This window comes from Agrobacterium pusense (assembly GCF_900102105.1).
Classification (GTDB): Bacteria; Pseudomonadota; Alphaproteobacteria; order Rhizobiales; family Rhizobiaceae; genus Agrobacterium; species Agrobacterium pusense.
Genome location: NZ_FNBB01000017.1, coordinates 59091 through 85352 on the forward strand (window position 1 = coordinate 59091; position 26262 = coordinate 85352).

27 protein-coding genes and 1 pseudogene are annotated in these 26262 nt (G+C 56.5%); 20 read left to right on the top strand and 8 right to left on the bottom strand.

Features of this window, described 5'->3' with window-relative positions:
* Nucleotides 1-7: 7 nt before the first annotated feature.
* Complete coding sequence (locus BLU28_RS24625) at nt 8-520, bottom strand: RrF2 family transcriptional regulator (RefSeq protein WP_063947312.1); 513 nt, start codon at nt 518-520, stop codon at nt 8-10.
* Between the two features lie 175 nt (nt 521-695).
* On the opposite strand from BLU28_RS24625, the gene BLU28_RS24630 reads away from it, so the two are divergent.
* The 5 genes from BLU28_RS24630 to BLU28_RS24650 all read left to right on the top strand — a co-directional run bounded on the left by BLU28_RS24630 (nt 696) and on the right by BLU28_RS24650 (nt 4977).
* On the top strand, nt 696-1100 hold the full coding sequence (locus BLU28_RS24630) for a YybH family protein (protein WP_077986092.1): 405 nt from the start codon (nt 696-698) through the stop codon (nt 1098-1100).
* Entirely contained in the window at nt 1100-2134 is a 1035-nt protein-coding gene (gene ada / locus BLU28_RS24635; RefSeq protein ID WP_077986091.1) for a bifunctional DNA-binding transcriptional regulator/O6-methylguanine-DNA methyltransferase Ada, read from the top strand. Before BLU28_RS24630 ends, ada begins: the two co-directional genes overlap by 1 nt.
* A gap of 342 nt (nt 2135-2476) precedes the next feature.
* Nucleotides 2477-2740 carry a hypothetical protein gene (locus BLU28_RS24640; RefSeq protein ID WP_077986090.1) on the top strand — a complete coding sequence of 88 codons (264 nt, stop codon included), beginning with the start codon at nt 2477-2479 and terminating at the stop codon, nt 2738-2740.
* Nucleotides 2741-3076: 336 nt separating this feature from the next.
* Nucleotides 3077-3706 (top strand): O-antigen ligase family protein, encoded by a 630-nt coding sequence (locus BLU28_RS24645; RefSeq protein ID WP_324615487.1) that lies wholly within the window; start codon nt 3077-3079, stop codon nt 3704-3706.
* 179 nt (nt 3707-3885) lie between these two features.
* Nucleotides 3886-4977, top strand: coding sequence for a polyamine ABC transporter substrate-binding protein (locus tag BLU28_RS24650; protein WP_077986088.1), 1092 nt, complete (start codon nt 3886-3888; stop codon nt 4975-4977).
* 372 nt (nt 4978-5349) lie between these two features.
* On the opposite strand, the pseudogene BLU28_RS24655 reads toward BLU28_RS24650, so the two are convergent.
* Nucleotides 5350-5736, bottom strand: a pseudogene (locus tag BLU28_RS24655) (IS6 family transposase); the annotation flags it as partial.
* A gap of 234 nt (nt 5737-5970) precedes the next feature.
* Here BLU28_RS24655 and BLU28_RS24660 point away from each other — a divergent pair.
* The 5 genes from BLU28_RS24660 (at nt 5971) to BLU28_RS24680 (ending at nt 11086) form a co-directional block, all read left to right on the top strand.
* Nucleotides 5971-6561, top strand: a complete 591-nt coding sequence (locus BLU28_RS24660; RefSeq protein ID WP_077986087.1) for a helix-turn-helix domain-containing protein — start codon at nt 5971-5973, stop codon at nt 6559-6561.
* Nucleotides 6554-7783, top strand: coding sequence for a type II toxin-antitoxin system HipA family toxin (locus BLU28_RS24665; RefSeq protein WP_077986086.1), 1230 nt, complete (start codon nt 6554-6556; stop codon nt 7781-7783). The genes BLU28_RS24660 and BLU28_RS24665 overlap by 8 nt, the downstream gene beginning before the upstream one ends.
* Nucleotides 7784-7978: 195 nt before the next feature.
* The gene (locus BLU28_RS24670) at nt 7979-8287 is read left to right on the top strand and encodes a type II toxin-antitoxin system RelB/DinJ family antitoxin (protein ID WP_022557668.1); all 309 of its coding nucleotides are present in this window, start codon (nt 7979-7981) and stop codon (nt 8285-8287) included.
* On the top strand, nt 8284-8577 hold the full coding sequence (locus tag BLU28_RS24675; RefSeq protein ID WP_022557667.1) for a type II toxin-antitoxin system RelE/ParE family toxin: 294 nt from the start codon (nt 8284-8286) through the stop codon (nt 8575-8577). Before BLU28_RS24670 ends, BLU28_RS24675 begins: the two co-directional genes overlap by 4 nt.
* A gap of 574 nt (nt 8578-9151) precedes the next feature.
* Complete coding sequence (locus BLU28_RS24680; protein ID WP_077986085.1) at nt 9152-11086, top strand: methyl-accepting chemotaxis protein; 1935 nt, start codon at nt 9152-9154, stop codon at nt 11084-11086.
* Nucleotides 11087-11339: 253 nt separating this feature from the next.
* Here the strand turns inward: BLU28_RS24680 and BLU28_RS26145 are convergent, their stop codons facing one another.
* The 6 genes from BLU28_RS26145 to BLU28_RS24705 all read right to left on the bottom strand — a co-directional run bounded on the left by BLU28_RS26145 (nt 11340) and on the right by BLU28_RS24705 (nt 14323).
* Nucleotides 11340-11606, bottom strand: a complete 267-nt coding sequence (locus BLU28_RS26145; RefSeq protein WP_139190428.1) for a hypothetical protein — start codon at nt 11604-11606, stop codon at nt 11340-11342.
* 119 nt (nt 11607-11725) lie between these two features.
* Nucleotides 11726-12109: a type II toxin-antitoxin system VapC family toxin gene (locus BLU28_RS26685; protein WP_077986084.1), complete on the bottom strand. Its 384-nt coding sequence runs from the start codon at nt 12107-12109 to the stop codon at nt 11726-11728.
* Nucleotides 12106-12306 (bottom strand): type II toxin-antitoxin system VapB family antitoxin, encoded by a 201-nt coding sequence (locus BLU28_RS24690; RefSeq protein ID WP_006699143.1) that lies wholly within the window; start codon nt 12304-12306, stop codon nt 12106-12108. The genes BLU28_RS26685 and BLU28_RS24690 overlap by 4 nt, the downstream gene beginning before the upstream one ends.
* A gap of 131 nt (nt 12307-12437) precedes the next feature.
* Nucleotides 12438-12869, bottom strand: coding sequence for a type II toxin-antitoxin system VapC family toxin (locus BLU28_RS24695; protein ID WP_077986083.1), 432 nt, complete (start codon nt 12867-12869; stop codon nt 12438-12440).
* A complete protein-coding gene (locus BLU28_RS26690) occupies nt 12869-13168 on the bottom strand; it encodes a hypothetical protein (RefSeq protein ID WP_045535165.1) in 300 nt (99 codons plus the stop codon). Before BLU28_RS26690 ends, BLU28_RS24695 begins: the two co-directional genes overlap by 1 nt.
* A 141-nt stretch (nt 13169-13309) precedes the next feature.
* Nucleotides 13310-14323 (bottom strand): LacI family DNA-binding transcriptional regulator, encoded by a 1014-nt coding sequence (locus BLU28_RS24705; protein WP_064263911.1) that lies wholly within the window; start codon nt 14321-14323, stop codon nt 13310-13312.
* A 200-nt stretch (nt 14324-14523) separates the two neighbouring features.
* Here BLU28_RS24705 and BLU28_RS24710 point away from each other — a divergent pair, with 200 nt between their 5' ends.
* The 10 genes from BLU28_RS24710 (at nt 14524) to BLU28_RS24755 (ending at nt 25821) form a co-directional block, all read left to right on the top strand.
* A complete protein-coding gene (locus BLU28_RS24710; protein WP_077986082.1) occupies nt 14524-16452 on the top strand; it encodes an ABC transporter substrate-binding protein in 1929 nt (642 codons plus the stop codon).
* 103 nt (nt 16453-16555) lie between these two features.
* A complete protein-coding gene (locus BLU28_RS24715; protein WP_077986081.1) occupies nt 16556-18670 on the top strand; it encodes a family 10 glycosylhydrolase in 2115 nt (704 codons plus the stop codon).
* Between the two features lie 28 nt (nt 18671-18698).
* Nucleotides 18699-19685: an ABC transporter permease gene (locus BLU28_RS24720; protein ID WP_034499467.1), complete on the top strand. Its 987-nt coding sequence runs from the start codon at nt 18699-18701 to the stop codon at nt 19683-19685.
* 11 nt (nt 19686-19696) lie between these two features.
* Entirely contained in the window at nt 19697-20872 is a 1176-nt protein-coding gene (locus BLU28_RS24725; protein ID WP_077986080.1) for an ABC transporter permease, read from the top strand.
* Nucleotides 20873-20883: 11 nt separating this feature from the next.
* Nucleotides 20884-22596: an ABC transporter ATP-binding protein gene (locus BLU28_RS24730; RefSeq protein ID WP_077986079.1), complete on the top strand. Its 1713-nt coding sequence runs from the start codon at nt 20884-20886 to the stop codon at nt 22594-22596.
* Nucleotides 22597-22607: 11 nt separating this feature from the next.
* Nucleotides 22608-23393, top strand: coding sequence for a 2-oxo-tetronate isomerase (gene otnI / locus BLU28_RS24735; RefSeq protein WP_045535151.1), 786 nt, complete (start codon nt 22608-22610; stop codon nt 23391-23393).
* A 3-nt stretch (nt 23394-23396) separates the two neighbouring features.
* Entirely contained in the window at nt 23397-24248 is an 852-nt protein-coding gene (locus BLU28_RS24740; RefSeq protein WP_092651436.1) for a 2-hydroxy-3-oxopropionate reductase, read from the top strand.
* Nucleotides 24249-24386: 138 nt separating this feature from the next.
* Entirely contained in the window at nt 24387-24647 is a 261-nt protein-coding gene (locus tag BLU28_RS24745) for a type II toxin-antitoxin system prevent-host-death family antitoxin (protein WP_077986078.1), read from the top strand.
* Between the two features lie 494 nt (nt 24648-25141).
* Nucleotides 25142-25393 carry a type II toxin-antitoxin system VapB family antitoxin gene (locus BLU28_RS24750; protein ID WP_022557648.1) on the top strand — a complete coding sequence of 84 codons (252 nt, stop codon included), beginning with the start codon at nt 25142-25144 and terminating at the stop codon, nt 25391-25393.
* Nucleotides 25390-25821 carry a type II toxin-antitoxin system VapC family toxin gene (locus BLU28_RS24755; RefSeq protein ID WP_022557647.1) on the top strand — a complete coding sequence of 144 codons (432 nt, stop codon included), beginning with the start codon at nt 25390-25392 and terminating at the stop codon, nt 25819-25821. The genes BLU28_RS24750 and BLU28_RS24755 overlap by 4 nt, the downstream gene beginning before the upstream one ends.
* Nucleotides 25822-26262: the final 441 nt, after the last annotated feature.

The window sequence follows — 26262 nt, forward strand, 5'->3', positions numbered from 1 at the left end:
CTTTCTCCTATGACGAGGCGCGATTACCCGTCTTGCGTTCGTGGAGTTCAAGGAAGGCGCATCCGCGGGCGGCGATACCACCGTCGTCGTCTGCGCCGAGATCCGCCAGAAGGTCCGCGACGGATACCTTGGCGAGTTCTGCGCGATAGGCCTTTTCAGCCTTCAGCATCGCGGCGTTGATCTGGCAGGGCTTTGTGAAGTAGCGCTGCGGCAATGGGTTCGGTCCCCGCTGGCGGATCTCGGCGCAGCGGAAAGCGGGCGCCGGTCCTTCGACCGCGAGGACGATGTCGAGAAGGCTGATGTCCTTTGGCGTTTTCGCCAGCCGATAGCCACCCTTCGGCCCCGGCGTCGTCGCAACGATGTCTGCGCCGGACAGCGCCTGCAGGTGCTTCAAGAGATAGCTGGTCGACACGCCGTGCAATTCGGCAAGTGCCGACGCTGACATGACGCCGTCTTCCGACAGACCCGCCAGAAATGCGGTGCAGTGAATGGCCTGCTCGACGCCTTCGCTCAATTTCATGTTGCATCTCCTAATCGTGGATATAAAATGTCTATGATTGTGATCGGAGTCAACCCGTGATCACATCAAGTGCTCGAAATTCCGAATTTGAGATCAGAAAACGGAGTTTCGACCCCTTGATGCCTCGCCATAGTCAGGACGCTCGCAGGGGCAGAACAACAACGAAGGACATTTAATGACTACCAAGCTCGCACTCTCCTCGACGCCGGAAGGTATCGTCCCGGCGCTCCTTGCACACCTGAACTCGCTCGACGTTGACACCATGCTCGGTTTCTACGACCCGGAAGGATTGATCGTAGACGCCGCAGGGGTCGCTCACGTCGGCAGGGAGGCGATCGGCAAGGAGCTCGCAAAATACTTTAGTCTCGGCCTTCAGATGTCGATCACGCAACGTCACCTGTTCGTGGCGGGTGACGTCGCGTCCCTTATCCTCGACTGGTCCTATATCGGCACGGCGCGGGACGGCACGAAGATCAACATGGTGGCGACCGCAACGGACATCGCCCGCCGTGGCCCGGATGGGCTCTGGCGCTATCTGATCGACAACCCGTTCGGCTCGATGCAGAGGAGCGCCGGCTGATGACGGATGCCGCGGAAGTTCTGACCGAAGCGACAGCGCTCGCATTCCGCGGCGTCCTCACAACCGGCGTCTACTGCAGGGCGACCTGCATCTCCCGTCCGCCCCGGCCAGAGAACATGCGCTGGTTCGGGTGCGTCTCCGACGCCCAAAGAGCAGGTTTTCGCCCGTGCCTGCGATGCCGTCCCAATGATGAGGAATTCGCAAGGAGGAATGCCGATCTGGTCGCCGAGGCGTACAGGCTGATTGATGCCGGAAACAGCTCGCCGACCGTGGCGGCGCTCGCGCACGCCCTGGGAATCAGCGAAGGGCACTTCCACCGGACGTTCCGTGCACACACGGGAATGACCCCGCGAGCATACATGCAGGAAAAGCGGGCGGCTCTCCTACGGGAAGGACTACGACCGGGAAAATCGGTGACATCAACTTTCTACGAAGCCGGCTATGGTTCGAGCGGCAGGTTCTATGCAGTCTCGAACAAAGCGCTTGGAATGGCGCCCTCAGACTACCAGGCAGGTGGACGAAGGGAAAGGATCCGCTTTGCCGTTGGGCAGACGTCGCTGGGATCGATCGTCGTCGCTTCGAGTGACAAAGGCGTCGTTGCCATCCTGCTCGGCGACGATCCCAACGCGCTGCTCGTCGACCTGCAGGAGCGATTTGCAAACGCCATCCTGGTAGGGGGCGACACCGAGTATGAGGAAGTCGTCGCTCGGGTCGTTGGGATGGTAGAGGCGCCGCAGGTTGGCGTCAGTCTTCCGCTCGACCTGCGAGGCACCGCCTTTCAACGGCGGGTGTGGCTGGCACTGCGCGAAATTCCGCCGGGCAAGACGGTGAGGTACGAAGAGCTCGCTCGAAGGATCGGGAGCAGGAAGCGAGGCAAGGCAGTCGCAAGCGCTTGCGCGAGCAATCCTCTTGCCGTGGCGATCCCCTGCCATCGCGTAACAAGGAGCGACGGCTCTGCCTTCCGGTACACTTGGGGGATTGATCGCAAATGCGAGCTTCTAAGGAGGGAACGAGTCGGGATTGCGGACCGCTAGTCGCTTCTACTGACGGCCAGTCCATAAGCCAGCCGGACCCGCATTCGTAATGATCGAAAGCAGCGCGGCTAGACCGGACTTCCTGCGAGCTACTCGGCCAAAGTGTACCAATACGCTCACCAACGCCGCCGTCTCGCACGCGCCGGCCACTGAGCCGAAAAATGCCTCTTGGCGGAGTGGTAGACATGCACCGGAAAGAAAAGCCGCAGCTTCGTACTGCTCTTGTCACAAGAACTGGAATAAGCCGGATTAATTGCCGTGGCATGCCTACGTCTGGCGTGTTTTTTTGCGCTTTTGGCGGGCATTTGTTATATAACTTATTGAAAACTGGTTGTGATAACGATGTCTAGCGTTGCGATTAAGGTACTGTCGACAGTGAACGCTCCTTACGGGACGAACCTTTCGGCTGAGCAACTCGCTTCGAAGATTTCGGATTTTGCGAGCGTTGAGAATTTCGATGCTTCGGCGTTCTCGTTCTATTCCGACGTGAAAGCCGAACTCCAGCACCAGTTTCTGGATGAGATGGAAATCGACCACGGTACCGCATCCGAAATTGCCCAGAAATTCTCACAACTGGCCGGATATCCCCTTGCCCTGGCCGCCTGAGGGCTGTCCTGATGAGCCAATGGGAAAGCCTTTTCGACCAGGCTGTGTCAATTATCAATCAGGCGAACTCTTCCTTTAAAGTCCTCGATAGCTGGACCTTCGGGGGTGGCACTGTCCCTATGCTGGGGCCCGTTTTTTGACAGGAAGGACAGGTCTCACCGCGGATGGCAGTCTCGATAAGCGTCGCCGAGCTATGTAAGTTCGCCGCCTTGTCGTTTGCGAAGTCATCTGAATCAGTGAGATGCGTGGTTATTTTCTTGTCAGTGCGCTGGCGAGAGAAGTTGTGCGGTAATGTTCCAGGCGTCGCGAAAACCGAGTGAGATGGCACCATGCTCCATGGTCAACACAAGTGTGTGCGCATTGTTTTCTAAGGCGAATTGCTTTTCGGAGACACTCCAGGCCGGTAGCAGCTTCGGCAAGGATTCCACGTTGACTGGCCGCACATATCTTTGGCAACAGGGTATCGCTGCGCTCGGTGAAAGTCCCTTGTTCGGCGTAGGCTATCAAGGCTATTGGGTGACCGGTCTGGCGGATGCCGAGCGTTTGTGGGATGAGTTTTACATACCGTCGCGCAGCGGCTTCCATTTCCACAACACCTATATTGAGACCGCGGTCGAAACCGGCATCTTTGGAACCGTGTGTCTCATATTGGTCGTACTGACGACCCTATGGGGCCATCTCGCCCGTTTTCTAACGAGGCGCAGGCATGTGGAATCTCTGCTGTTGTTTGCGGTTACAGCGCTGCTCACCTGCCGGTCATTTGTCGAAATCGATGTTGTTTTTGCATATCAGGTAGGCCCGTTTCTCTTGTATTTTGTGGCTGGAAAACTGACGGTTCGCCGTGACTTCATCGTCTTCCCAACTGCACGAACAAAAAGAACGGTGCGATGCGCTTGCACCAAAGCTACCTGGACGGAAGGATCTGGAGCTAAAATTCTCTCGTCGCTTAGCCACATCGCGGATTGATGCAATTGAAACTCAACATGGCGCGCTGGAAATATGGATGAAACCGGTTCGCTCCAAAGATCAGCCGTCGATCTCATCATGAATGGGGGTGACGGCTGGATCACGCATTGGTCTTTGTCGCGCCGCCGGGAGCTCCCTAAAAGGTCGACTGAGCAAATATCAAAAAGTCGAGGTTCAAAATGTACAAAACCCTGCAAGGGTTAGCAGTGGCTGCTGTTCTTCTGAGTTCAACGTCCGCCATGGCGGCTGATCGCGTCGTTCATGTCTACAACTGGTCGGATTATATCGATCAGTCTATCCTTGAGGACTTCACGAAAGAGACCGGCATCAAGGTCGTCTATGATGTCTTTGATAACAACGAACTATTGGAAACAAAACTCCTCGCGGGCGCTTCCGGCTATGATGTCGTCGTGCCAACAGGCCCTTTTCTTGCCCGGCAAATCAAGGCGGGTGTGTTCCAGAAACTCGATAAGACAAAGCTGCCGAATATCGGAACTCTCTGGCCTGATATCATGGACAGGCTGGCCGTCTATGATCCAAACAATCAGTATGCAATAAACTATATGTGGGGTACGACGAGCATCGGTTACAATGTCGATAAGGTAAAAGCCGCTCATGGCAATGTCCCGATCGACAGCTGGAACATCATCTTTGATCCCGCAAATGCAAAAAAGTTGAGCTCATGCGGCATTAATATTCTCGATGCGCCTGACGAAACCATGGCCATCGCTCTGAACTATCTCGGGAAAAACCCCAACAGCAAAGAAACGTCTGACCTCAAAGCTGGCGCTGAAGTCTTCAAGAAGATCCGGGCCTCGGTGCGATCGTTTAATTCGTCTGCTTATATCAACGAACTTGCGACGGGCGATATCTGCGTGACCACTGGCTTTTCCGGCGACGTGCTGCAGGCCAAGGCTCGCGCACAAGAGGCCAAGAACGGCGTCAACGTGGAGTACGCGATTCCGAAAGAGGGAGCTTACATGTGGTTCGACAACCTCGCGATCCCCGCGGATGCGAAGAATGTAGAGGAAGCTCACGCATTCATAAATTATCTCATGAAACCGGAAGTCATTGCCAAAGCCTCCAACTACGTCAGATACGCCAATGGAAATCTTGCATCGCAAACGCTTGTGGACAAGGATGTTCGTGAGAACGCATCTGTTTACCCGCCGGATGCCGTGCTCGGTAAGCTCTTCACGATCTCACCTTATGGTCAGAAGCAACAGCGGATTCTAAACAGGCTTTGGACGGGAATTAAGGCGAAAAACTAGCGCGCACGGCGCCAGAAGAAAAGCTGCGCATCTTTCAACGGTACAAGATGCGCCGCTATCAACAGTTGGGGCGTTCACCATTGCGTGAACCCTTGCCAGCGCTAGGAACTCCTTCACGCCCGCTTACAGGTTGCCGCGTCCGGGATAGTAAAGACAAAGTCTTGGAAAAGGTCGCGTCCAGTCGTTTAGGACCAGTGTGAGCCGACCTTCTTCAATATCGGCCAGAACGCTTTGCTCGACGAAGAGGCCGATGTCGGTGTCTGCAGGACTACTACTCTGGCGAGGGTGGCTTCGTTCAGAATAGTCTGACCACGAACATCGATTTGTGCCGTCTCTCCATCCTTCTCAGAACGCCATCTGAAGATTGTTCCATCCCTGCTTCTTCAGAAGACGGGTCAACAATCGTCTGGCAGCCTTGGTGTTGCGGCGGTTCTGAACGATTTCGTCGAGCACATACCCGTCCTGATCGACGGTCCGCCATACCCAGTGTTTCCTGCCGGAAATGATGATGACGACCTCGTCCAAGTGCCACACATCGTTGCCGCTGGGCTTCTTGCGGCGAAGGCGGCGCGCATAATCCGGGCCGAACTTTTTTCCCCACAGGCGGATCGTTTCATGGGAGACGGCAATGCCGCGCTCGAGCAGCAATTCTTCGACAAGGCGCAGGCTCAGCGGAAACCGAAAGTAGAGCCAGACCGCGTGGGCGATGATTTGGGCTGGGAAATGATGGCGCTTGTAGCTGACTGGCGAAGTACTCATGAACGTGCGTCTATCGCGGTCGCTCCTCATAAGACGTTACCGTGACATCGCTGCGCGCACTGATGGGTTGCCAATAGGAGCCATGGGTAACTGTAAGCGCTAAGACTGCAAGACGATACATTATGCTATATAAGTCAGCAATTTGATACAGTTTTGTGTATCGACGTTGCATCGCTCCTGAATCCTCTATATATTATCCTGTATGTTTCGCATCGAGCGATACAGGATAATGATATGGCATATAAAACGGAGCATATAACGCAGCAGCTGCGCGCTGCGCGCGAAGCGCAGAAAATGAGCCAGCGCGAGCTGAGCGCACGATCGGGCCTGACGCAAAGCCATATTTCTCAGATAGAACGGGGCACCATGGAGCCCGGACTTGGCAGCTTGGTGGATGTGGCACGCGCGCTCGACCTCGAGATCGTCCTTGCCCCGAAAAAACTGATGCCGGCAATCCGCAATATCCTCGATAGCGCATCGGCATCGAGTGATGTCCTGACATCCGACCAGCGCAAGCTGGTGGGGCGCCTTGAGCGGTGGTTTGCCCAGCACAGGGACGGGTTCGGTAGTGCTTCCGAGGCAGATACATTCAAAGATAGCCTCGCGCTCTTACGGCATCTTCCTCTGTCGGCCGAGGAGATGGACACATTCAATGAGGCGACTGCACGCCTCGACCGGTGGCAGGCTGATCCGCCGTCCCGTCAGGAACTGAGCAGGATCGCACATGCCATAAGACACCTACGCAATGCCGCGGTGCACCGCGACCGTGACGACGCGGTCCCTCGCTCGGCCTATGCGCTGGATAAGGAAGATGATAATGCCTAAGGTCACGGTACTCGATGTCAGGCTGTATGGGGAACCGGTTGCGACCCTGACGAATCTGCAGGACGGGCGCACCATCTTCGCGTTCAACGATGCATATATCGAAGACGAAAAGCGGCCGACGCTTAGCCTGTCCCTGAAAGACCCGTTCGGGGCGCTCATCACGAAGTTCAGGCCGTACAACACGGTGGTCCCGTCCTTCTTCTCGAACCTACTGCCGGAAGGACCGCTGCGCAAATACCTCGCTGATCGTGCGGGTGTGAAGCCGTCGCGGGAATTCTTCCTGCTCTGGATGCTCGGCCGCGACCTGCCTGGGGCTGTGACGGTGCATCCCTCCAAAGGGGATGACGCGCCTCCGGATGACGAGCAGGCTATCGTCGAAGCGCGGCCGAACGCGCTGCGCTTTTCGCTGGCGGGTGTGCAGCTGAAGTTCTCGGCCTTTAAAAACGACAAAAAGGGCGGCGGCTTGACCATTCCGGCCGAGGGCACGGGCGGCTCGTGGATCGTGAAGCTGCCGTCTCAACAATATAGTGGCGTGCCCGAGAATGAGTTCGCGATGATGACCATCGCCCGCATGATGGGTATGGACGTGCCTGAGCTCCAGCTGGTTGATCTCGACGCCGTGAGCGGCCTGCCTCAGGGGGTGGGTGAACTGCATGGGCAGGCGCTGGCGATCAAGCGTTTTGACCGCACGCCGGAGGGAGCGGTGCATATCGAGGACTTTGCGCAAGTCTTCGGCGTCTTTCCCGACCACAAATACGATAGGGGCAATTACCGGATGATCGGCCGCGTGCTGGGGATCGAAACCAGCACGGCCGACGTGGCGGAATTCATCCGGCGTCTAGTCTTCAGCACGCTAATCGGCAATGGCGACTTGCACCTGAAGAACTGCTCGCTCATCTATCCTGATCGCCGCACCCCTGCGCTCTCGCCAGCGTATGACTTGTTGTCGACTATCCCTTACATCGAGGGGGAAGATACGGCGGCGCTCAATTTCTCCCGCACAAAAAAGATGGCGGCGCTGTCGAAGGATGAGCTGACGCATCTGGCTGCGAAAGCGGAGCTTTCCGAGAAGCTGGTGATCGACACCGCGCGCGAGACGGTTGAACGCTTTAGGACGGTATGGGAGGCGGAAAAGAAAAACCTGCCGATGGCCGCCAAGGTCACCGACACGATCGATACGCACGCACCGAAGGTCGAGTTGTATCGTGAGTTCGCGAAGTAGTGTCTTGCGGCTCGGCATTCAATTTATCAAGCCTTGCTGCATATTCAAGGCGTTAGCCCATCCAAAACAGGATGGCCGTTGGTTCGAATCCCATCAAGAGCAAACGAGAATCGTGAACGGGGAATGACAGCGTGAAATTCTAGCTGGAAAGCGTCATTCATTTGCATTACATTCTCCTTGAATATGGAGACAGCCATGGCCGCAAACGCTCTCGTACAAACACGTATTGATTCCGAAGTCAGGGATCGTGCTTCTGCCGTCCTTGAAAGCATGGGCCTCACGGTATCTGATGCGGTTCGTATCATGCTCACCCGGACCGCTAACGAGGGCGCTCTGCCTCTTGAACTTTTATCCGGCAGTGAGGCGCATGACGCTTGGTTTCGGACCAAGGTGCATGAAGCGTTAAACGATACTCGACCGGATTTATCGGACGACGAGGCCGAGGCGCACTTTGTCAAACGTCGAGCGGCAGCCCGCCTTAAAGCGGGTGTGCCAGAATCGTGAAGCTTACTTGGTCTGCTTTTGCGTTGTCGGATCGTGACGCCATCTTCACATACGTCGAGGCAGATAATCCCGCCGCTGCCGTGTTGATCGATGAACGGATAGCCGCTGCCGCCCGTCGCTTGCTCGATTTTCCTGCCAGTGGGCGCGTGGGTCGAATTGCCGGGACACGCGAACTCGTCATCAATGGCACGCCTTATATCGCCGCCTACGCCGTTGCCGAGACGGCAGTTCGAATTCTTCGCGTACTCCATGGCGCGCAAGAATGGCCAGAAAATCTGCCGCTAAGCTGATCGACCACGTTTGTGTAGGGGGTTGACGGTTCGATCCCCATCAAGAGCAAGACCGCGACAGGTTGTCCCGTTCGGGCGGTTGCCAGCCCCGTCGGGAGACACCTCAAGTGCGAATATTTCGTTCGAGCATTGTATGCTCCATCTGCAGAACAGACCAACGATGACAATCAGATTGTGGCGACGTGAGCAACGTTATCGAATGAGATCCGCAGCTCAACTCGACCGCAAAAATCACGATCGCAGATTGAGCGAGAAGCCGAGCAGCTTTCCTGCCGACCGCTTCAGAAGCGCGCGACATAGCAACCGTCGCCGCGGTGAAGGCGTCACTGGGCCTAGAGAGCAACCGGTGGTGGTAGGTAGATGTGATTCTTAACGAATATAAAACCTTATTATCGTATATTTCGTGTCGCTGAGAATGAAGCGGTAATCTTGATCGCTTTAGCAGGTATTACGTCTCGGAGAAAATTCTCGTGTATTCGGAATCTTCATCATGCGTCTGCCATCATAGGTACACCCGGCGAATGAATTGCTCGTGGTTCCTCCTGATAAACGTTAATTATTGCGAGAGCGGCACATGAAACACATTTCTATCGTCGGAAAATTTCTTATTATTATGGCATGCTTCGGCTTGTTCTCGCTTGGGGTCGCCCTTTATTCCGGGATCCAGATTGCCAGAGTTGACGAAGACTATGCTGGCCTGATGGACGGCGAATCAACCGCCGCCTTGTATTTGGCTCGCTCCAATCGCAACCTCCAGGCAGCACGAGCGTCCATCGGGGAACTGTTGATGTCGCGCTCGGCAGACCTGAACGAGCGGGCGGAAAAGGGTATCAAGGATGCTGAAGCCGGTTTTGTGAAATACATGGACACCGTTGCTGGCGCTGTCCCGCAGCACGCCGAGATTGCTCTTCTCAAGGCCGAAGGCCTCAAGGTCATGAAAGAGGTGTGTGGCCCGACCATTGTGGCGGCGCGAAACGCGACGACGGAGCAAGACATTGCGGCGTCACAACAATTGTTTCTGAGCCAGTGTCAGCCGGCTTTCAGCGCGCTCACTCCGAAGTTTACAGGTGCGACGAATGAAATCGTTGATAGTGCTGCGAAGACGGGTGAGGAGCTGTCCGCGCACGCCAGCAGCACCGCTACCAAGACCCTCGCCGCTGTCATCGTCGGCTTGATCATCGTTCTCGCGGTCGGCTTCCTCGCTATCCGTTCCTGGTTGGTACGTCCGATCCAGCGGATGTCGGTCACCATGAACGTGCTCGCCAATGGGGATTTGAACGCCGGCGTCGATGGAACGGATCGCCGCGATGAAGTTGGCGGCATGGCGAGGGCCGTCCAGGTATTCAAGGAAAACGGCCTGCGGGCAAGGGAGCTTGAACAGGAAGCGGCCGCGACGCGCTCCGCTAGCGAGGCGGAGCAATTGCGGGTCGCGGAACTTGAGCGTGAGCGCGCCCAGCAGATGGCACAGGCGACGTCAGGCCTTGCGGAGGGTCTGAAGCACCTGTCGAGCGGGAACCTGACTTTCCGACTGAACGAACCCTTTGCCACAGATTTCGAGGCATTGAGGTCTGACTTCAACGCAGCTGTTAGTCAACTGGCAGAGAGCTTGCGATCTGTCGCGAACGCCACAGGATCAATCGATAGTGGAGCACGTGAAATCAGCCAGAGTGCCGAAGACCTCTCAAAACGGACCGAGCAGCAGGCCGCGTCGCTTGAGGAAACGGCAGCCGCTCTCGACCAGATTACCACCAACGTTGCAAACTCCTCCAAACGCACCGAAGAAGCACGTCATGTGGCAATCGAGGCCAACAAGTCAGCGCGCCGCTCGGGCGAAGTAGTTTCGAATGCTGTAATGGCCATGCAGCGCATCGAACAGTCGTCGAACCAGATCTCCAGCATTATCGGTGTCATCGATGAGATTGCCTTCCAGACCAACCTGTTGGCGCTGAATGCCGGTGTCGAGGCTGCGCGGGCCGGGGAAGCGGGCAAGGGCTTTGCGGTGGTCGCTCAGGAGGTGCGGGAGCTTGCTCAGCGGTCGGCTCAAGCAGCGAAGGAGATCAAGGATCTCATCCGAAACTCCGTGGATGAAGTCAGCGCGGGTGTAAAGCTGGTTCAGGAAACGGGCCAAGCGCTCAAGGTGATCGAGGAGCAGGTTGTTTCGATCAACACGCAGCTCGACGCCATATCAACGTCGGCCAAGGAGCAGTCGATTGGTCTTGCCGAGGTCAACACGGCCGTGAACCAGATGGATCAGGTGACGCAGCAAAACGCGGCCATGGTGGAAGAATCGACGGCTGCCAGCGCGTCTCTTGCCAGCGAGGTGCAGCGCCTGCGTGAGATCATATCTGAATTTCGCGTCGGCGCGGAAGGAAGAGCTGAAACCGGCAAGCCGACGGCGGTGAGAGTCGAACACAAACCTGTCATTTCTCCTGCCCGCCGCATGCTTGCGAAAGTAGCAGGAGCTATCGGAGGCCGCGCAGCCGCGGCTGAAAGCTGGGAGGAATTCTGAGGCCCGGGGACTCGACTGTTATGTCATGTGATCGTGACCGGGCGACTACTAACCCGGTCACGAGCAGCATGGGAGCCACAACTTCCGCCAGATCGATGCGTGTTAGCCTCGACAAAAATCATTGACAGCCGACGCCTCATGTCGAGCTGATGCATGCTATCCCGCAGCTCGGCCTCGACCTAGGTTGCTGTGACCGCGAGGCCACTGCCGGATTCCGACAACACAAGGCATGAAGAGGGGCGTCCAGGACTTGTCAGATGGCTATTGAAAAACGCTTTGGTCTCGTCAACATCCTTCCAAAGCCTCCTGGGTCTTCACCCCTTTCACCACGAAAACCATCGTCCAGCGCGCGGCACGCTTTGCTGGCACTGGTCTGACCAATTTGAAGGCCGGCGCCTTTGATTCGCGAACCTAAAACTCCGTCGGAAAAATTTCGCAACAGCTCAAAAAAAATCGTTGAAACCCAAAATCGCCGCAGGGTCGCTGGTTCATATCCGCTCAAGGCATTGGGTTCTTCCATTGTAAAGCTCAGCATCGTGTTCAGCGTAAACACGTCGTTATTGAGCGGGTGAAAGAAGGGGCCGTCAGTTCAGATCCTATCAAGAGCGAAATTGCACTCAAGGGTTTGTAACTTCGTTTCTAATGAGGAGTATGCGGAGAGGGATAAAGCGCCGCCCCAACCTTCCGCGCGGCGGCCGCTAGGCGCTTATCCCTCGTCCACAAGCTGGATCGACGGTCCAGGAGAGTTGAAGTCAACAAATGTGCATCAGTATAGCCGATCCCCATGCTGAATATCGAATGGCGATCAATGACTGTCATCACCTCTGCATGGGTTGCAACTACTGCTTCACGCTGAGCTGTGAGAAACGCTAATACCGCATCCCGTTCTCGCAGCCTACCCAAGGCCAGTTCACCTACAACGAAAGGGTGGCAAAGCAGCTGATCATCTCCGATGATTTTGACGAGCTCCGGGTCCCCGTGTCGGAAATGATCAATCCAGATTGAACTGTCGACAAGGATCACTTCCCCACTTCGCTCCGGCGGCGAGGCGCTGCCTCAGCCTCAGGCATAGTGCCTCCAAGAGCGATTAGCCGCTTGCCAGACTCGACTCGCACCAAAGTCTCTAGTGCCTGACGCACAAGAGCCGCCGTTTCCTTCGTGCCCGTTAGGGACTTTGCTCTTTCCATAAGGCTGTCGTCGAGATTGATGGTTGATCGCATAACTAGCTCCGAAACGTTGATATGCAAATAGCACCAATTGGTGCAGAAATCTACGCCCATCAAGCCCGCATTTTTTTGCCTATTGCAGTCGCCGGTTCGATCTCTTCAAGAGCTTAACCCTAGCAAACGTTTCAGATAGCGCTTGCACGAAGGGGGTTGATGATCTCAATCCCCTGGAAATCTCGCACATTGTCGGTGACAACAACACAGTTGTTCGATTGAGCGATTGCAGCCACGATCGTTTCCAACGCACTACTCGGCCGGCCGGTTGCCCTTCCTTGTGCCATCATCTCTCCCCACACGAGAGCTGCCTCCTGGTCAAATGAAAGAATTCGACCAGCGAAGAGTGACTGCGGGCCCTCTTTGCCTCCAAACCAGGTTTCGAGCGCAGCTCGCTTCTTCCCCGCCGGCTTCTCAAGTATCCCACGGTGTATCTCGGCGATAGTGAGTGATGCGATGAACAAACCATCGTCAACCTGTTCAGCCATCCACGTCAATAAAGACGCTGAAGGCTCTGGTTTCGAAATATTGCTTAGAATGTTGGTGTCGAGCAAATCTCGCATTAAAAATCTATCTCGCGACCTTCTTCGCGTGATCGGGCTGTATCTAGCTCTGCGCCAACCAGTGGCGATCGACGGAGTGCCGCGAGAATCCCACCCTTTTTCGGCAGCTCTCCGGCGACAGTTTCGCTTAGGAAGGCGCGCAGATTGGCCGCCTCCGGGCCATCTTCGGCCAGTCGGCGGGCAAGCGATCTAATTAAGCTGCGATCACTCTCACGCCCGAGAACCTCAAAACGAGCGAGACCACGGTCGCCCAGGCGGCTTCGATAATTCTGAATTGCTCGTGTCTGCGAGCTAGCCATGGTACCCTCCGGATATTTCCAGCAATATCGCCAGATGCTGACGTGTCTGCAAGCCGCCCAAGGGTCGTGGGGTAATTGACGATCTTATTTGGTCAGAATAGCTGTGTCTTCCGTCCGTAACCCTTCAAGAGCGGGTTGTTTTCATCGCTCGAAGGGAGTCAACCATTTCGAATGTCTAGGGGCAGGCCCCGATGAGCGTCGCTCGATAAAGGTCGAGGCGATAAGAATGCGTTTTGCGACGACCGGCTGCCCTCTTGTTTCAATGCGTTCCAACAATAGCCGCATCGCTGTAGCTCCCATCTCCCCCCCTTGTACTCTGATGGTCGTCAGTGGCGGAGATATTTGGGTCGCGGCGGAAAAATCACCGAAGCCGACAACGGACATATCGTCTGGTATGCGGTAGCCGCGTGCTAGAAGTTCGGAAACAGCGGTGAGCGCCAGCCCATCGTGAGCGCAGAACAGGGCCGTTGGTGCGATTCCGGCAGTTTGAAGAGTTTGCAGCGCAGGGATAAAGCCTCCATCTTCGTCAAAGCGCAGGACATGCAGGCGCGCATCGGCATGTTGCTCTAAACTTTCGCGCAGACCGTGATATCGTTCCATACGACCGCGATAGCCTTCCTTTCCTTGCACAAAGGCGATGTCGCGATGGCCGAGCCCAAACAAATAATCGCCGACCGCTATCCCTGCTTCGTGGTCCGTGCCGCCGACATGATCGGCCTGTTCAAGTGGAAGCACCCACCCCAGTCGAACCGAAGGCAAGCCCGACGCTTTGACAATGTCCAGCGTCTTTTGTTCGTGCGGCCCAACAAGAATGATACCTGCGCTATCTTTCACCATCGCCTCGACCCTGTCGGCGTCATGCGTCCACTGCAACCGTACAGCTTGACCTAGTCGATGCGCCTCCTTCTGCATGCCGTCCTGCAGCATCGTCCGCAACTCGTAGCTCACGCTATCGACCTGATCGTGAAAGATCAGAGTGATTTCGCGTTGCTCGTCGGCGGGCTTCGGGCGCTGGTAGCCTAGCATCATGGCAGCGTCCTCGACGCGTTTGCGCGTCGCCTCACTGACCCCTGCTTTTCCTGAAAGTGAACATGAGACGGCAAATTTTGACAGGCCGGTGTGATTGGCGATGTCCTGCAATGTAACTTTGCGCATAACGCATCCTCCCGCCGTGGACCTACGTGCCGAAATAAATTCAACATAACGCTTTACCTAACAAATTACATAATACAAGCTAAACAAATACGGGGCATGCAAGCTATCTTTTTCTGGCGTGGCATGCGTCCGAAAAATCGCGGGATCGATCCTGAGGAGGAGAGATAATTCCGCGATGCGTGACTGGAGGAGGAAAACAAATGCAAGGATTAAATCGCCGCGCGTTTCTCGCTGCGAGCACCGCTGCCGTCATACTACCCGCTTTGCCAGCGTTCGCGCAGACCACGACCGTTAAAGACCCCGCCATGCTGGACGCATTGGTCGGGGAGGGTAAGCTGCCCGCCGTTGTGGACCGCCTGCCGCTCGATCCGCTTGTCATCACGCCGCTTGACCGCGTCGGAACACATGGTGGTGACTGGAACAGCGCGATCGTCGGTGGTGGGTCCCTGTCGATGTTGTTTCGATATCAGGCTTACGAGCCGCTGCTGCGATATAAGCCCGACTGGTCGGGTGTGGTACCGAATGTCGCGGAGCACTACGAAAGCAATGCCGATGCCACGGAGTTCACCTTCAGATTGCGCAAGGGCATGAAGTGGTCTGACGGTCAGCCGTTCACTACCGAGGACATCATGTTCTGGTACGAGGACATCTTCAATTACGAGGGCCTTAACGACATCGGCCAGAACCATCTGCGTGCGGGCGGAAAAAAGGCCCGCTTCGAGGCGTTGGACGATGTAACGTTCAAGGTGATTTTCGCCGCGCCCAACGGTCTTTTCCCTCTGCGGCTGGCATGGGCTAACGACGATCAGACCACCCGTGCGCCGAAGCACTACCTCAAGCAATTCCACATCAAGTACAACCCAAATGCTGAACAGGAAGCCAAGGCCAAGGGCGCGTCTGGCTGGATTCAACTGTTTCAGCGAGAAGCGGGCCTCGTCGTGGACAACGAGTTCTTTCAGAACTCCCAGCGTCCCGTAATCCACGCCTGGAAGATGGCGGTTGCTCCAGGACAGAGCACCGACCGTGCGATCGCCGAGCGCAACCCGTTTTACTGGAAGGTCGATACCGAGGGAAATCAACTGCCCTACATTGATCGCATCGTCTACCAGATGGTCGCAGACGCACAGGTGTTGTTGTTGAAGGCGATGCAGGGCGAAATCGATCTGATGGACCAGTATATCGCGACGCCGGCAAACCGGGCAGTGCTTTACGACTCCCAGGACCAGGGCCAGTTTGACTTATATACGCTGACGTCGACCGAAACCAACGAGATGGTTTTCCAGCTTAATCTCAATCATCCTGACGAAGCCAAACGCAAGCTTTACGGTAACAGGGATTTCAGGGCTGCGCTGTCGATGGCGCTGGACCGGCAGGCGATTATCGATACAGTTTTCATCGGACAGGGAACGATCTCCCAACCGGCCGTGCGGGCGGAGGATCCTCTTTATAACGAACGTCTGGCTACGCAATTCACCCAATGCGACCCCGACGCCGCCAACGCGCTGCTCGACAAGATCCTTCCCACCAAGGATGGTGAGGGTTTCCGGCAGGATGAAAACGGCAAGCGTGTGACGGTCATATTCGAGATCGACCAGGCTCGAACCACATTTCTTGACATTTTCCAGCTGGCTCTGCCGATGTTCCACGCCGTGGGTGTGGACGTGCAGATGCGAAGCATGGACCGTTCGCTTTGGGAGGTGCGCGTGCGTCAGGGCATCGACTATGACGCCACTGCACACCGCTTCGGCGGCAATGGCGGCATCGCGGCCATTCTCGATCCGCGCTATTTCATTCCCAACACGACCGAGGCGCTCTACGCCAAGGGCTGGCAATTGTGGTACCGCGATCCTGCTTCCAAGGGTGCGGTCGAGCCGCCTCAGCCGGTCAAGGACGCATTGTCACGCTATGACCGCGTGCTGGGCTCGCCGGACCCGGATGTGCAGCGCAAGCTGATGGCCGAAATACTGGAGATCGCGGCCGACCAGTTTTACGTCTTCGGCGTTTGCCTGCCCAGCGACAGTTACGGCGTGGTGAAGAACAACATGCAGAACGTTCCCAAATCCATGCCGAATTCGTGGGGATATCCCACACCCGGGCCCGCCAACCCCGAAACCTTTTTCAAGGCCTGATCCCACCGTTCCATTCCGGCATCAACTGAACCCGGATGGAAACATCAAACCTTTTAGCCGCCCCCAAAGGGCGTGACGGCATAATATTGTCATTGGAGAACACATGTTGCATCGACCAAACGCCATTTCCGGAGCTGCCGTTCGTTCTCCGGATTGGTTTAAATCCGCCACTCGCTGGACGCAATTGACCTTTGCGGAGGACGACCCGGCGAAATATGACCCCGAGTTCTGGATCGACGTCTTCAAGCGCACCAAGTCGAATGCAGTCTGCCTTTCCGCTGGCGGCTATATCGCCTATTACCCAAGCGAAATCCCCCTGCATTACGTGTCCAGCTTCATTGGCGATACCGATCCGTTTGGCACGATCGTGGAAGGCGCGCGCAAATTGGGAATGCACGTCATGGCGCGCGTCGACCCACATGCGATCCACGAGGATGCAGCACTGGCCCATCCCGAATGGGTGGCCATCAATCAGGACGGAAGTCCGCGTGAGCACTGGGCATTTCCCGGTATCTACGTCACCGATGCGCTGGGAAGTTATAACCGCGACTTCACAACCGACGTCATTCGCGAAGTCGTAACCAAATATGACGTCGATGCCGTGTTCGCCAACCGCTGGCAGGGCCATGGCGTGTCCTACAGCGACGACAATCGCAAATGTTTCAGGCAGGAAACTGGTTTTGATTTGCCGATGAGACCGGATGCGACGGATCCGGCATGGCAGGCGTGGGCGGCGTGGCGCAGACGCATACTCACCGAGCTTGTGGTCTATTGGGACGAGACGGTCAAATCCATCCGTCCCCATGCCAGCTTCATTCCAAATATGAGCGGTTTGTCACTGATGGAATTCGACCTTTCGCTCATACAGAAACATTGCCCGATCCTGTTCGTGGACCACCAGGCGCGACAAGGTGTGGAGGTTGGCTGGTCTGCTGGACGGAACGGCAAACGCATTCGTGGAACGTTCCGTGACAGACCCGTTGGCCTCATCACCTCCATAGGACCAGAGGAAGAGTACCGATGGAAGGATTCCGTCCAGAGCGGTGAGGAAATCAAGCTCTGGATTCACGACGGCATTGCGCAGGGCCTTTTCCCATGGTTCACCAAATTCAATGCCTGCGTTCCTGACAACCGCTGGGTGCAGCCCGTTGCAGAAGCCTTTAATCTTCATGCGGACATTGAGCCATATCTGGAGGGCATGCAGCCAACTGCCGAAATCGCGATCATTGATCCATCCACGACGTTGCGGCACTGGGCACCGGAGCAACGTCATATCGCCGAACATAATGATCTCGGCTTTTATCATGCGCTGGTGGAAGCGCGCATTCCGTTTGAATTTTTGTCCGATCAGGTCATGACCCCGGATGCGCTTGATCGCTTCAAGCTCATTATTCTGGCCAATGCCACCTATCTGTCGGACGGACAATGCGCGGCCATCGAACAGTATGTACGGCGCGGCGGGTCGATCGTTGCCGCGCATGAAACCTCGCTCTGCAATGAAGTCGGCGAGCGGCGAGGTAATTTCGGACTATCAAATGTCTTCGGTGCCTCGCTGGCATCGACGCCACGTGGCCCGGTCAAGAACACCTATGTTGCACTGTCCGATCCGCACCCTGTGAACGAGGGCTACGAGGGCGCCGCTCGCATTATCGGCGGCACACACCTGATTGCCGTCGATGCCAATCCGGACGTTGAAACGCCTTTCCTCTACGTCCCTGATTTTCCGGATCTGCCCATGGAGGAAGTCTACCCACGCGAAGCCCCGAACGGCGCTGCGGTGATTGCGCGTGAGACCGGCCATGGAGGTCGTGTGGTCTACATTCCATGGAACATTGGCGAGGTCTTCTGGAAAGTACTTGCACCCGATCATGGCAAGCTGATCGCCAACGCCGTGAACTGGGCTCTTGGCCAAGACCATCGTGTGACGGTCGACGGGAAGGGTATCATAGACATCGCCGTTTATGAAAACGAGGACTCGATGGCAATCTTCCTCGTCAACCTTACCAACCCGATGATGATGAAAGGTCCTTTGCGGGAGGTCTACCCTATCGGTGAGCAGACACTATCGATCGAACTGCCAAAAGGTCGCTCGTCTGCCACGGTGAAACTGCTTGTGAAAAGCGAGGCCGCGTCCTGCAAGATCGTTGGCAACCGTGCAGAAATCACCGTGCCCTCCATCCGGGACCTCGAGACGGTTCATCTGACCTGGCATTCATAAGCCGGATAGCGTGTAGCGGGAGGAACCCATGCTGACATATGTGGCAAAGCGCGTTCTTTACATGATACCGACCCTGTTCGGCATGTCCTTGATCGCATTCATGATCATTCAATTGCCACCAGGCGATTATCTGACCTCGCTTCTCTCCACCATGGCCGATGGCGGGCAAAATCTGGACGAGGCGACGATTGCGCGCCTGCGCGCGCAATACGGTCTCGATCAACCTGTCTATGTCCAGTATTTCGTGTGGATCAGCGGAATATTGACCCGGGGCGATTTCGGATACTCCTTCGAGTGGAACCAGCCGGTCTCGACCCTGATCTGGGACCGGATGGGATCGACGCTGTTGATCTCGCTGGCGAGTCTTTTACTGGTTTGGGCAATATCCCTCCCGATTGGGATCTATTCCGCGGTCAGACGCCATTCCTTCGGCGACCACGCCTTTACGCTTCTTGGCTTTATCGGGCTGGCCGTTCCGAATTTCATCATGGCGCTGACCTTGATGTATGCGAGCTACCGGTTTCTGGGACAAAGCGTTGGCGGCATATTTTCTCCCGCTTTCGTCGATGCGCCGTGGAGCATCGCAAAATTCAACGACATGCTCAGCCATATGTGGATACCTGTGATCGTCATCGCCATGTCAGGCACTGCCGCCATGATCAGAATTCTGCGGGCAAATCTGTCGGATGAATTGAGCAAGCCTTATGTCATCACGGCGCGTGCCAAGGGTTTGCCGGAGCGCAAGGTCATTGTGAAATACCCCGTCCGCATCGCGCTCAACCCTTTCGTCAGCTCGATCGGCTGGGTGCTGCCGGATCTTGTTTCTGGCGTCACCATCACCGCCATCGTGCTGAACCTTCCAACGGCGGGACCGCTTCTGCTGCGAGCGCTGGTCGGTCAGGACATGTATCTGGCCGGAAGTTTCATTCTCTTAATGGGCGTGCTGACACTGGTGGGCATGCTGATTTCAGACATATTGCTGGCGGTGCTCGACCCCCGCATCCGGTTCAATTGAGAGGGGTGGCCATGTCGATCAACCAGAACCCCACCATCGCGCTGGAAACCGGCCCCGCCATCAGCCCTCTGAAGTCCGGGCGCAAGGCAGTTAGCCTCGAGGCGGCAGGGCAATGGACGCTCATTCGCCAGCGCTTCTTCCGCCACAAGGTCGCAGCATTTGCTGCGGGCATCATTCTTTTGCTCTATTTCATCGGTGCCTTTGCCGAGTTCCTGGCACCGGGCCTGCCGAACACGTCGCGCCCGCAATACACCTTTGCGCCGCCGCAAGGCATCGCTTTAGTTGCGCCGGCTGCCGATGGCGGTTCCCGCTTTCTGCCACACGTGAAGGGCTACAAGATCGAGATCGAGCCGAAAGCTCTCCGCCGCAGCTTCGTAGTTGACGACACGAAAATCATTCCTATCGGATTCTTCGTCAAAGGGGCGCCTTACAAGCTGTGGGGCATCATCCCGATGGAAACACATCTGGTTGGGCCGCTTGACGCCCGCGATCCGATGTATCTGTTGGGTTCGGACCGGCTCGGACGAGACCTCATGAGCCGCCTCATCTATGGAACCCGCGTCTCCATGTCCATCGGCCTTGTCGGCGTTGCCATTTCGCTGACGCTCGGCGTCGTGATGGGTGCGGTCTCAGGTTATTACGGCGGCTGGGTCGATACCCTCATCCAGCGTATCATCGAGATTGTGAGCGCCATGCCGACCATTCCGCTCTGGTTGGGGCTGGCCGCTGCCATTCCCCTAAGCTGGTCACCGCTTTCGGTTTATTTTGTCGTAACCCTGATTGTTTCCCTTCTGAGCTGGACGGGTTTGGCACGCGAGGTGCGGGGACGATTCTTCGCGCTGCGCGGCGATGACTTCGTGACGGCTGCCCGGCTGGACGGTGCAGGGGAAAGGCGGATCATATTCCGCCACATCCTTCCATCACTTACCAGCCACATTCTGGCGGTGGTGACACTTGCCATTCCGACCATGATCGTCGCTGAAACCTCGCTGTCGTTTCTCGGGGTCGGTCTGAAACCACCGGTCGTCAGCTGGGGCGTGCTGTTGCAGGATGCCCAGAACGTGCGGACAGTTGCCACGGCGCCATGGTTGCTGATCTGGCCGAGCCTTGCGGTGGTCCTGGCGGTGCTGTCCTTCAATTTCTTCGGCGATGGCCTGCGCGATGCAGCCGACCCTTACGATAGCTGAAAGGAAGTGAGATGACGAAGCACGAAACCTTGCTGGCGGTCCAAGACCTGTCCATCGATTTCCATCTCAGAACCCATGTGCTCCATGCCGTTCGCAATGTCAGTTTCAACCTTGAACGCGGCAAGACGCTTGCGCTGGTAGGGGAAAGCGGTTCAGGCAAATCTGTGACCGCCCGCGCCCTGATGCGGATCATCGACAAGCCCGGACAGATGACAGGCGGCCAGATCGTTCTCGATGGGCCCAAGGGGCCAGTCGATATCGCGAAATTTGCCGCAAGCAGTCGCGAGGTTCTGGCCATTCGCGGTGGACGGATCGGCCTGATTTTTCAGGAACCGATGAGTTCGCTGTCGCCGGTCCATACCATCGGCTCACAGATCATCGAAGCCGTGCGTCTACATCGCCGCGTGTCGAAGAGACAGGCTCGGGAGCGATGTATCGAACTGCTGCGTCAGGTGGAGATACCGCAGCCGGAAGTGATGGCCGACAGATACACCTTCGAGTTTTCCGGCGGAATGCGCCAGCGAGCGATGATTGCCATGGCACTGGCCTGCGACCCGGAAGTTCTGATCGCCGATGAGCCGACGACGGCGCTGGATGTGACGACGCAGGCCGAAATCCTCGATCTCATCAAGCGGCTGCAGGTGGAGCGCGGCATGGCGATGCTCCTCATCACCCACGACATGGGCATCGTTGCCGAAGTAGCGGACGAGGTCGCCGTCATGCGTTTTGGCAAGATCGTCGAAAAAGGGCCGGTGGACGAGATTTTCCACGCCAGTCAGCATCCCTACACACGGCAACTTCTGGAAGCGACGGTTAAGCTCGAGAGCGGCGCAGCCACGCGCATGCTGCCAGCGTCGCTGACGGCCAACGTGGATCCGATCTTGTCAGTGCGCAATCTGTCCAAAGTCTACGGCGCGCCGTCCGGACTGTTTTCGCGCGGCGGTGGTCGTGGGCTGGTGGCGGTGGACGATGCAAGTCTCGACCTATTTGCCGGAGAAAATCTCGGCATTGTCGGCGAAAGCGGATCAGGCAAAACCACACTAGGACGAATGATACTGCGGATCGTTGAGCCGAGTTCCGGCAAAATCGCGTATCGCGGATGCCCGGATGCGGCCCCGATGGACGTCACCACGCTGAGCAAATTCGATTTGCGCCGCTACCACCAGGATGTGCGTCTTATCTTTCAGGACCCATTTGCGTCGCTCAACCCCCGTATGACGGTGAAGCAGATCATCGGAGATCCTCTGGTCATCGCCGGTGGCATGTCCGGCAAAGCGGTGGAGACCCGCGTTGGCGAACTTTTGCAGAAGGTCGGGCTCGATCCCTTGGCGATGGAAAGATACCCACATGCCTTTTCCGGTGGCCAACGCCAACGGATCGGCATCGCGCGGGCGCTCGCCGTCAACCCGAAGGTCATCGTCGCCGACGAGGCGACCTCGGCGCTCGACGTGTCGATCCGAAGCCAGATCCTCGACCTGTTGCTCGATATTCAAAAGCAGCTCAATCTCAGCTTCATCTTCATTTCGCATGATATCTCGGTCGTGCGCTATTTCTGCGATCGCGTTGCCGTCATGCACAAAGGCAAGATTGTCGAGATCGGAGATGCGGAAACAATCTGCACAACGCCCTCGCACCCCTATACCAAGCGACTGATCTCTTCTGTTCCCAACCCCGACCCCCGCAACAAGCGCATGCTGCACCGCCTGCGCGCAGACCAAGTTTGAGGTCATTGCCGATGCCGAAATTCGCTGCCAATCTGTCCATGCTTTATACCGAACATCCGTTCATGGAACGGTTCACCGCTGCCGCTGCCGATGGTTTTGCGGCAGTCGAATATGTCAGCCCCTACGAGGAGGCGGCAGAGACGATTGCAGCGGAGCTCAGGAGGTGCAATCTCACACAGGCTCTGTTCAACCTGCCGCCCGGCAACTGGGCCGCAGGCGAGCGCGGCATCGCCAGCCTGCCGGACAGGGTCTCCGAATTTGAGACGTCCGTTGAAACGGCGATCCGTTATGCAAAAATTCTGGGATGCCGAAAGATCAATTGTCTGGCCGGTATTCAACCGCCCGGTGTCGATCCGCAAGTTCTGGAAGACACGCTTGTCGGCAATCTCGGTCACGCTGCGCAACGTCTGGCGGATTCCGGAATTGCCCTTGTCTTCGAGCCCATCAACACTCGCGACATACCCGGATATTTCCTCACCAACACCGATCAGGCCGAGCGGATCATGGACCGGGTCGGGCATTCCAACCTGCTGATCCAATATGATTTCTACCACATGCAAATCATGCAGGGCGATCTCGTCGCGACCTTCGAGCGCCTGCAGGACAAAATCGGCCACGTTCAGATCGCTGATAATCCCGGACGTCATGAGCCGGGGACGGGCGAGATCAACCACGATTTCATCTTCAGGCGTCTGGATGAACTTGGTTACGACGGATGGGTCGGCTGCGAATATCGACCGGCGTCGACCACCAGCGCAGGTCTTGACTGGTTGAAACCATATCAACGGGAGGATTGAGCCATGAAAATCGGATTTATCGGACTGGGGGTCATGGGCCGCCCGATGGCGCAGCATCTGATCGATGCCGGACATGAGCTTTATCTTCACAGGGTCAAACCCGCGTCGAACTACCTCCTGGGAAGCGGTGCGAAGGCCTGCGGTTCAGCTACAGAAGTGGCGCGCAGCGCCGAAATCGTGATTTTGATGCTGCCGGACACGCCCGATGTGGAAGCGGTTTTGTTCGGTGACGATGGCGTCGCGCACGGCCTCGATGCGGGAAAGCTCGTCATCGACATGAGCTCGATTTCACCGATTGCGACGAAGGATTTTGCCGCCCGTATTGAGGCGCTGGGATGCGATTATCTCGACGCGCCGGTGTCGGGCGGTGAAGTTGGCGCCAAAGCGGCGTCGCTGACCATCATGGTCGGCGGAAAACCGGATATTTTCGAGCGCGCAAGGCAACTGTTTGAAAAGATGGGCAAGAACATCACCCTGATCGGTGACGTTGGAAACGGTCAGGTTGCAAAGGTCGCCAATCAGATTGTCGTCGCCCTGAATATTCAGGCCGTTTCGGAAGCCCTTCGCTTTTCGAAGAAAGCCGGAGCGGACCCCTCGATCGTGCGCAGGGCCTTGATGGGTGGCTTTGCCGCGTCCCGCGTGCTGGAGGTTCACGGCGAAAGGATGGTCAACGAAACATTCGAGCCCGGCTTTCGTATACGTTTGCATCACAAGGACATATCGCTCGCGCTTGAGTCGGTGCGTCTTCTCGAGCTTATGCTGCCCAACACAGCGATGGTTCATCAGTTGATGAATGGCGCGCTGGAAAAAGGCCTGGGCGACAAAGACCACTCGGCCTTGATCAAAGCCTTGTAGTTCGGATGTGCCGGGCGGTCACGCTCCCAAGCAGGATCTTCTGGTCAGTCCCGAACTCGGCAAGCTGCTGGCCTCCTTCGGCGCCAGAAAGGGATTGCGCGATTAAAATGAAAGCGCAATATGTAGATACGTTCCTAGATGGAGGCGACTACGGCTACGACCAGCTTGACCAGCCGCGAACTTAATCACGATGTTGGCAGAGCGAAAAAAGCTGCTGAGGCAGGGCCTGTCGTCATCACCGATCGAGGCAGACCTTCGCATGTGTTGATGACATACCGTGAGTTTGAGCGTCTGACAGGCGAAAGTCACAATCTTGTCGATGCGCTCTCAATGCCAGGATTGTCGGAATTCGATCCACCTCGGTCGGTCATTGCAACTCGCGAAGCTGATCTCTCTTGAAATACTTGCCCGTCGATCCCGACAGCCATCATGACCCAGATATTGGCAAATCGTCTGAACGTCCGCGCAGCCAGCCTGCCGCAAACGGCATGATGCTTGCGATGATGTGACCGCCTCCCTGAACGAAAGCCATAAGGTGGCCGGCACTCTTCGGATCATCGGCGTGGGGGAAACAGTGCGCCGATCCCCAGTCCAAGTAGGATTATTGCGGGAAGAGCCAGTGGCCTGGTGATCAGGCAGGTCAGACCCCCGCAGATGACGAAAAGAGCGGCGGCCAGCGGTCCCCGCCGATCCGGAAAGCGGCTGATTAACGCCGATACAGCGAGTCCGGCTATGACCACCATCAGCGTAAGGCCCGCGAGCAAATAGCCTGCGATATCTTCGCTGCGCCCCGTTTGAGCGTAGAAGGGTGGCAGCCATCGACCCTTGACAAATTAGGATATTCAACCAAGATATCTGAGAAATCTATTTAAGATATCTGAGAGGAACGTGTCATGGCATTGTTTGTCCGTGATGAGGCCGTTGATGGTCTCGCCACCGAACTTCACCGAGCCCTCAAAACAAAAACCAAGGCAGATGCAGTGAAGATTGCTCTAGCTAACGAATTAGAACGAGTAAGGAGTGCAGTCCCCCTCAGAATCCGCCTTTCTACATTACAGGCAAAGGCCAGAACGGAGTTTCCCACGCCCATCGCCGGTGTCGATATGAAGAACGTTATGGATGCTCTTTGGGAGGATGGTGAATGACGTTTGTCGATGCTTCTGTGATAGTGGCCATATTGAAAGAGGAGCCCGGCTACGAGGAGCTGGTTAAGCGCCTCGATCGATCCGGGGGAAAATACTACGTTTCGCCAATGGTCCGGTTTGAAGCCGTCGCAGCGATGGTAAAAACAGAGATTGATGGAAAAAAGGGCAAAACCGTCAATCGTCGAGAACTGTTTGCAACTGCCCGCTCACTGGTTGCCGAATTCATTGATCTGATCGGAGCCCGCGACGTGATGATCGATGCGAGGATAGGGGAAGGAGCGCTGGAAGCGATGGCAACGTTCGGGAAGCTAGCTGGCCATAAGGCACAGTTAAACCTCGGGGACTGCTTCTCGTATGCCGCTGCCAAGTCAATGCGCCTTGAGCTCTTGTACAAAGGCAATGACTTCGTTGAAACGGACATCGGGTAAGCCACCGGCCAACGAACGGCGGAAACGTAGGAGGCGCCTTGTGCTGGTAGAGGTCCCAGCGGCACACAGGTTTCTCGCCCCTAATTTAGCAACCAAAAACCGTCCCAGTTCTCACAGTCCGGGTGCTTGCACCAACGGTTTTCATGAGCGCCTTTGCGGCTGGTTTGGCCGCGCATTTATAATCATCTCCGATTATATCGACTGGTCCCCGCGATGTTCCATCAGCTGCCAGCGGACATTCTTGTTCCGTTTTAAGTGCTTCTCATTTCATAGTATGCTCAACTGGGCCCTCCTGGACGACTCACGGGTTTGTCAGGCCCTGAACACGGACACTATAGGTCCGCAGGGTGCCACGCTGATTTTCAGCGTATGCACGTAGCGAGCCTGCAATTCCGGTTTTGATGAAGGCTTCGAATATCGTCTTCGCATCTTCAAGGACCG